The organism is Rhizobium sp. RHZ01, assembly GCF_014851595.1.
GTDB lineage: Bacteria > Pseudomonadota > Alphaproteobacteria > Rhizobiales > Rhizobiaceae > Rhizobium > Rhizobium altiplani.
The window spans coordinates 154121-160882 of sequence record NZ_JACUZZ010000013.1; the positions used below are offsets into that span (position 1 = coordinate 154121).

Here is a 6762-nt window from a genome sequence, read left to right on the forward strand (position 1 = left end):
GTTTCGGATCGATGCGATCGAAGATGCGGGGCTTTTGCGTTTCCGGTCCCGCATGCGGACAAGCCTGCCGGCGCTGCCAGTCGAAATTCTTGTGGACCGCGAAGACGAGCCGCTGTGGCAGGAGACGCGTGGTCATGACAGCGATTTTGCCGCCGAAGCCTTGCTGAGCTTCTACAACCCCGACCTCGATTATGAGCAGGCGAGCGCCCGTTCCCATCGCGTGGCGCAATCGACGAACCGGATCATTCAGCAGCATCTCACAGCCGTCGTACCTGAGGAGACGGCGCTTGCCGCTAACGAGGCGTTGTTGCGCGACAATCGCATTGCCTGGCGCTCCATCCGGTTCTCACTGCCGCCGAATGAGATGCGTATCCAGACTGGCGATATCGTTACACTCCCAGACGGACCCCACGGTCGCTTCCTGATCACCCGCGTCGAAGATGGGGACGCCCGCCGGGTCGAGGCGCGCGAATTTGCGGCCTCGGTCGATAGGAGTGCAGGGACGGTTACTGGTGCAAAGCCGAGCGGCGAGGGCGGCTCGAACCTGTTTTCTCCCGTCGTTCAGCTGATGGATCTGCCGCGATTCGATGGCAGCGATCCTTCGAGCTTCGCCCGAGGCGCAGCCTTTGCAAAACCGTGGACAACAATCGGGCTATCGTCGTCTGCTACGAGCGAGGGTTACAAGGGCAGGGTGCTACTCGATCGGCCGGCCCGTATTGGCTCATTGACATGCGCGCTCGCGGCAGGGGTTGTCGGCCGCTTTGACTGGTCACTGCCGCTCGAACTTGATCTGCCATATGGCGGCCTGGCTTCGGCACCGGCGACCTCAGTTATGAATGGCGCCAACCTTATGGCGCTCTTGTCGGTCAACGGTGCCTGGGAAGTCCTGGCGTTCCGGGAGGCCGAGGAGGTAGAGAGTGGGCGTTGGGCACTGCATGGCTTGTTACGGGCGCTTGCCGGCACCGAGGATGCGATGCTTTCCGGGGCAGCAGTTGGCTCGGCCGTCGTGCTGCTCGACGAAGCGGTCAAGCCGCTCGGCCTCGGCAGCGACGAAATGGACCTGCGGTTGAATTGGATCGCCGAAACGGCCTCGTCGGCTGGGAAGGCCGGCCCCTTTGCCTTCGAGGGAGGCCTGCGGGCACTGACGCCGCTTGCCCCCGTCCACATCAGATGCGCGCGCAACGACGATGGCGTGAAGGTCCCTGGATCCGGCGCGGGCGCGACAGCGCCGACAACTGGCTCGCCGCCGAAATTCCGCTGGATGAGCCGTTTGAACGCTACCGCGTCGAGATTATGGACGGTGACGCGGTTCTGAGAGTAAGCGAATCCGACAGGGCGGAGTGGGTTTATCCCACCGCTGACGAACTCGCCGATTTCGGCCATCCGCAAAACAGCCTCAGCCTGCGTGTCCGGCAACTTGGGGAACGTGTGTCGCTCGGCATTCCGGCGCACGCGACATGTGTTGTGTGAATTTCATCTTGAAGGAGAGAAAATGATAGATCTGAAGAATTGGTACAGTTCGAAGACCATTTGGGGCGCGCTGATTTCAATCGTCGCATCTGTGTTGCATTTTGTCAGTATCGACCTTGGTGCGACGGACAAGAGCCAGTTGGTCGACACAGTCGTCAACATAGCTGGCGCACTCGGCGGCCTGCTCGCTGCTTACGGGCGTGTCACCGCCAAGGCGACCATCAAGTCCGTTTCTTGAATCCGGCGCGGCGAGCGGAAAGCTTCGTTCGCCGACCGGACTTTTGAACACGCCTGGCGTGAATTCGGAATTGTTCTAAATATCAAGGATTACAAGGCATTCATTTGCCATTCAGGTCTCTTGAGTACATAGTCTGGGCCAAGTTAGTATCCATTGAAAGCATTGCACATGGCCTCTCCCTTGAGCGTCGCAGCGCTAGCCGCCGGGCTGGCGATAACGTCGCCCTCACCGGATAATCCGCGTACCTTGACGGTGCGTGTTGCAGGCGATTGCAGCGAGGCCGCGCGTGAGGTTGTGGAAAAAACGGGAGGTCAGCTCCTTTCCGTTCAGCCTGCTGGCGACAGCTGCATCATCACCGTCCTCGTCCAAGGCAACGGACAGCGCCCGCGTAAAGTGACCGTCAAGGTTCCGATGTAGGCAGAATCGCCCTATCTAGACGCCAAGAGATCAAGCGGAGCAAAGCGGACCGATGCGCATTCTGGTAGTCGAAGACGATGTCAACCTGAACCGGCAGCTCAGCGACACGTTGAAGGAAGCCGGTTACGTCGTCGATCAGGCCTTTGACGGCGAGGAGGGCCACTTCCTCGGCGATACCGAGCCTTATGACGCGATCATTCTCGATATCGGACTGCCGGAACTGGATGGCGTCACGGTGCTCGAAAAGTGGCGTGGCGCAGGTCGCGGCATGCCCGTGCTGATCCTGACGGCGCGCGACCGCTGGAGCGACAAGGTCGCGGGCATCGACGCCGGCGCGGATGACTACGTCACCAAGCCGTTCCATGTCGAGGAAGTGCTGGCACGCATCCGCGCCCTGATCCGCCGCGCGGCGGGGCATTCCTCGTCCGAGATCATCTGCGGCCCCGTGCGGCTCGATACCAAGAGCTCAAAGGCGACAGTCAATGGTGTGGCGCTGAAGCTGACCTCGCATGAGTACCGGCTGCTGTCCTATCTCATGCATCACATGGGGGAAGTGGTTTCGCGTACCGAGCTGGTCGAACATATGTACGATCAGGATTTCGACCGCGATTCCAATACGATCGAGGTTTTCGTCGGGCGCCTTCGCAAGAAGATGGGCGTCGATCTGATCGAAACGGTGCGCGGGCTCGGCTACCGCATCCAAGCGCCGAACAATGCGAATTAAATCGCTTACTGCACGCGTCCTGCTGCTGACCACGATCTGGTCGACTGTCGCGCTTGTCGTCATCGGGTTGCTGATCTCGACGCTCTACCGAAAGAGCGCGGAGCGCGGCTTCCAGGACCTTTTGCGCGCCCAGCTCTATAACGTCGTCAATTCCGTTACGATCGGCGACCAAGGGGCGCTCAGCGGCAGCCCGCAACTTGGCGACCTGCGTTTTGCGCAGCCGAAGACGGGCTGGTATTGGGTCGTCGAACCACTCGGCACCTACACGGCGCCGCCGCTCGTGTCGCCCTCGCTGGGTTCCGCGTCGATCCCTGTACCCTCTGTTCTCGAAGCGCCCTTCGACAAGAATTATGAGCGCTACTATCAGGTGACGGATGCTGCGGGGAATCGGATCCAGGTTGCCGAGACCGAGGTCGTGCTGGATACTGACGGTCGCGCCGCCCGCTTCCGCGTGACCGGCAACGTCGATGTTGTCGAGAACGACGTTCGCAATTTCTCCCATAGCCTTTACCTGGCGCTAGCCGGCTTCGGTGTCGGCAGCCTGATCGTCAACGCACTGGCGATTCTCTACGGCCTCAAGCCGCTCGACAAGGCGCGCGCCGCGCTCGAGCGAATTCGCGCCGGCGAGAGCGAGCAGTTGAAGGGCGATTTTCCGCGCGAAATCCTGCCGCTCGCCAACGAGGTCAACGCGCTGATCGACAGCAATCGCCGCATTGTCGAGAGGGCGCGCATGCAGGTCGGCAACCTTGCCCACTCCCTGAAGACGCCGATTGCCGTGCTGCTCAACGAGGCGCGCGTGCTGGAACGCACGCACGGCGATCTCGTGCGCGGCCAGGCGGAGGCGATGCAAGGCCAGGTGCAGTCGTATCTGAACCGTGCCCGCATTGCGGCGCAACGCGAATCCGTGCTTGCCCGCACCGACGCCGAACCCGCTCTTGAGCGCTTGGTGCGCGTGATGCGACGCTTGAACCCCGACAAGCAGTTTGAACTCACGGCGGCGCAGCCACATGTTGCGGTCGCCATGGAACAGCAGGACCTAGAAGAGATCGTCGGTAACCTTTTGGAGAACGCTGCCCGTTTCGCGGCGACCAAGGTTCGCGTTTCCGTCGCGGAAGCACCGGAGGAGGTCAAGGGCACGGAAGGCAGCGGGCGTCGCCACTGGGTCGAGCTCGTTGTCGAGGACGATGGGCCAGGACTTGAGCAGGATCAGGTTCGCGAGGCGCTGAAGCGCGGCAAGCGGCTGGACGAAAGCAAACCGGGCACCGGCCTTGGACTTTCGATCGTGACGGAGATTTCCAACGAGTATCAGGGGCGGCTCGAATTGTCCCGCGGCGAATGGCAGGGATTGAAGGCCCGGCTTATTTTGCCTGGCATCACAAAGGATGTTGCGTGAGCATTTGCTTGATGTCACATAGACATAGGCGATTGCATAGCATGCTTTGCCTTATTGCCGACACGGCTTGGTGAGCGTGTGGCTGCGTAATTGACACCTAATTCTGGTTCGGCTGAATGATGCTACGTTCGCAAGGCATGATCGTTTCCTCGCTTCTTGTCGCCATCACGCTTACAGCGTGCCAATCGACAAAAAGCGGTGGCTCCGGCGGTCTTTTCTCGAGGAAACCTCCTGCTTCGGCTACCTATATCGCGGCGTTGCAGGGCGGCATCATCGGTCGCAGCGGCGTGGATATCAGCGACAGCGACCTCCAGCGCGCCCTTGAAGCCGAGTATCGCGCGCTGGAAAGTGCTGCAGTCGGACAGCCTGTTGTCTGGAGCGGGCGCAATGTCAGCGGCAGGGTCGTCGCGTCTGCACCCTACCAGGTCGGCTCGCAGAACTGCCGTCAGTATACCCATAGCGTGACGATCGGCGGCAAGGAAACGGTGGCGCGCGGTTCCGCCTGCCGAAACGATAATGGCAGTTGGTCGCCCCTCGGCTGAGCGACGGCAGAATTAACTGCTCGGGCCATGTTGCGGCCAAACGCCTCAAATAATCGTCATTGCGGCTTTGCTTGTTGGAATAGATGTTCGCTTCGAGTATTTGGCATCTATGCTTTTCTGGATTCTTGTGGCCGCTCTGACGGCCGCCGTCGCTGCCGTTCTGCTTTACCCGCTTCTGCGTGACACGAGAGCGGTCGATGACGCGCATGCCGGGGAGGCTGCCGTCTATCGCGATCAGTTGCGGGAACTCGATCGCGATCTCTCTGGTGGGCTGATTTCAGAGGATGAGGCCGATTACGCGCGAGCCGAAATTGGCCGGCGCCTGATCACTGTCTCGGCCGCGCCGGTCACCGATCGCAAGGCCTCGAAACATCACCGTCTTTCCGAGGCGTTCGTGCTGTTGCTCCTGCCGATGGTGGGGCTCTGTCTTTACATTTTTGTTGGGCGACCCGATTTGCCGTCGCAGCCGCTGCAAGCCAGACTTGAGAATCCCGGCAACGATATGGCGATCCTGGTCGCCAAGGCCGAGCGGCACCTGGCGCAAAATCCCGATGACGGCAAGGGCTGGGACGTCCTGGCACCGATATACTTCAACACTATGCGTGTCGCCGATGCCGAGAATGCCTATCGCCGCGCGATCCGTCTGCTCGGGCCGAGCCCGGCGCGGCTGGACGGCCTTGCCGAGACGCTGATGGCGATCTCGGACGGTGTGGTCACCGAAGATGCGCGCAAGGTGTTGGAGCAGTCGCTTCAGCTAGATCCCGACAATCCGAAGGCCCGGTTCTACATTGCGCTTAGCATGGAGCAGGCTGGTCAGGCAGCAGAGGCCAAGGTCGCCTTCGAGGCGCTCGCGAAGCAATCGCCGGCCGACGCGCCCTGGTTGCCGCTGGTCGCCGAACACATTGCGAAGAATGGCGGCGCGCCGCCGAGCGGTGCCGCGCGCGTGCCGGGTAATCCGACGCAGGCTGAGGTTGCCGCTGCGGAGAGCATGAGTCCGGGCGACCAGCAACAGATGATCCGCGGCATGGTGGAGAGCCTTGATGCCAAGCTGACCCAGGACCCGAACAATCTGGAAGGCTGGCTACGGCTTGTCCGCTCTTATGTCGTATTGAAAGACACGGATCGCGCAGTTGCGGCTCTGAAGCGCGGACTGGCAACGTTTCCGGCCAGCAGCGGACAAGGCAAGCAACTCCTTGCGCTGGCGCAAGAACTTGGCATTGCGATGGATGGCGGCGTGTCGCCGAGCGGCGCCGCGAGCGCGCCCGGTAATCCCACCCAGGCTGAGGTTGCCGCAGCCGAGAGCATGAGTGCCGGTGACCAGCAACAGATGATCCGCGGCATGGTGGAAAGTCTTGATGCCAAGCTTACCCAGGACCCGAACAATCTGGAAGGCTGGCTGCGGCTTGTGCGTTCTTATGCCGTATTGAACGAAAAGGCGCACGCGGTCGACGCGTTGCAGCGTGGACTCGCGGTATTCCCTGCAACCGGCGAGCAAGGCAAGCAACTGTTGGCGCTGGCGCGAGAGCTCGACATTGCGACAGAAGGAATGACGGAATGACGCGCAAGCAAAAGCGCCTGGCGGTGATCGGCGGCGGCATGAGCTTCATCATTGCGGCGGTGCTGCTCGTCATGTTCGCCTTCAGCCAGTCGGTGGCCTATTTCTATATGCCTTCCGATCTGGCGAAAACGCCGGTGGCACCGGAAACCCGCATACGTCTCGGTGGCCTCGTGGGCGAGGGCAGTATCGTGCGCGGGAAAGGATCGACAGTTCGATTCGCGGTCACCGACCCCAGCGGAGAGAGCGTCAGCGTCAGGTACGCCGGCATTCTCCCAGATCTGTTCCGGGAGGGGCAGGGCGTGGTGACCGAAGGCCGGTTCGAAGGGGCGAGCCATGAATTCGTCGCCGATACGGTACTCGCCAAGCACGACGAGAAATACATGCCGAAGGAAGTTGCCGACAAGTTGAAAGAGCAGGGGC

At 61.3% G+C, this 6762-nt stretch carries 7 protein-coding genes and 1 pseudogene; all 8 read left to right on the forward strand.

What is annotated here, in order from left to right; genetic code table 11:
- Positions 1-34: 34 nt before the first annotated feature.
- Positions 35-1315 (forward strand): phage tail protein, encoded by a 1281-nt coding sequence (locus IB248_RS15760; RefSeq protein ID WP_246779250.1) that lies wholly within the window; start codon positions 35-37, stop codon positions 1313-1315.
- 177 nt (positions 1316-1492) lie between these two features.
- Positions 1493-1708, forward strand: coding sequence for a hypothetical protein (locus IB248_RS15765; RefSeq protein ID WP_018860058.1), 216 nt, complete (start codon positions 1493-1495; stop codon positions 1706-1708).
- Positions 1709-1876: 168 nt separating this feature from the next.
- A complete protein-coding gene (locus IB248_RS15770; protein WP_018860059.1) occupies positions 1877-2125 on the forward strand; it encodes a hypothetical protein in 249 nt (82 codons plus the stop codon).
- A gap of 52 nt (positions 2126-2177) precedes the next feature.
- Complete coding sequence (locus tag IB248_RS15775; protein ID WP_018860060.1) at positions 2178-2849, forward strand: response regulator transcription factor; 672 nt, start codon at positions 2178-2180, stop codon at positions 2847-2849.
- A complete protein-coding gene (locus IB248_RS15780; protein WP_018860061.1) occupies positions 2839-4242 on the forward strand; it encodes a HAMP domain-containing sensor histidine kinase in 1404 nt (467 codons plus the stop codon). The genes IB248_RS15775 and IB248_RS15780 overlap by 11 nt, the downstream gene beginning before the upstream one ends.
- Positions 4243-4358: 116 nt before the next feature.
- A complete protein-coding gene (locus IB248_RS15785) occupies positions 4359-4784 on the forward strand; it encodes a hypothetical protein (RefSeq protein ID WP_192241196.1) in 426 nt (141 codons plus the stop codon).
- 109 nt (positions 4785-4893) lie between these two features.
- Positions 4894-6015: pseudogene (gene ccmI, locus IB248_RS15790) on the forward strand (c-type cytochrome biogenesis protein CcmI); the annotation flags it as partial.
- A gap of 323 nt (positions 6016-6338) precedes the next feature.
- On the forward strand, positions 6339-6762 hold a 424-nt coding region (gene ccmE / locus IB248_RS15800; RefSeq protein WP_192241197.1), incomplete at its 3' end, for a cytochrome c maturation protein CcmE.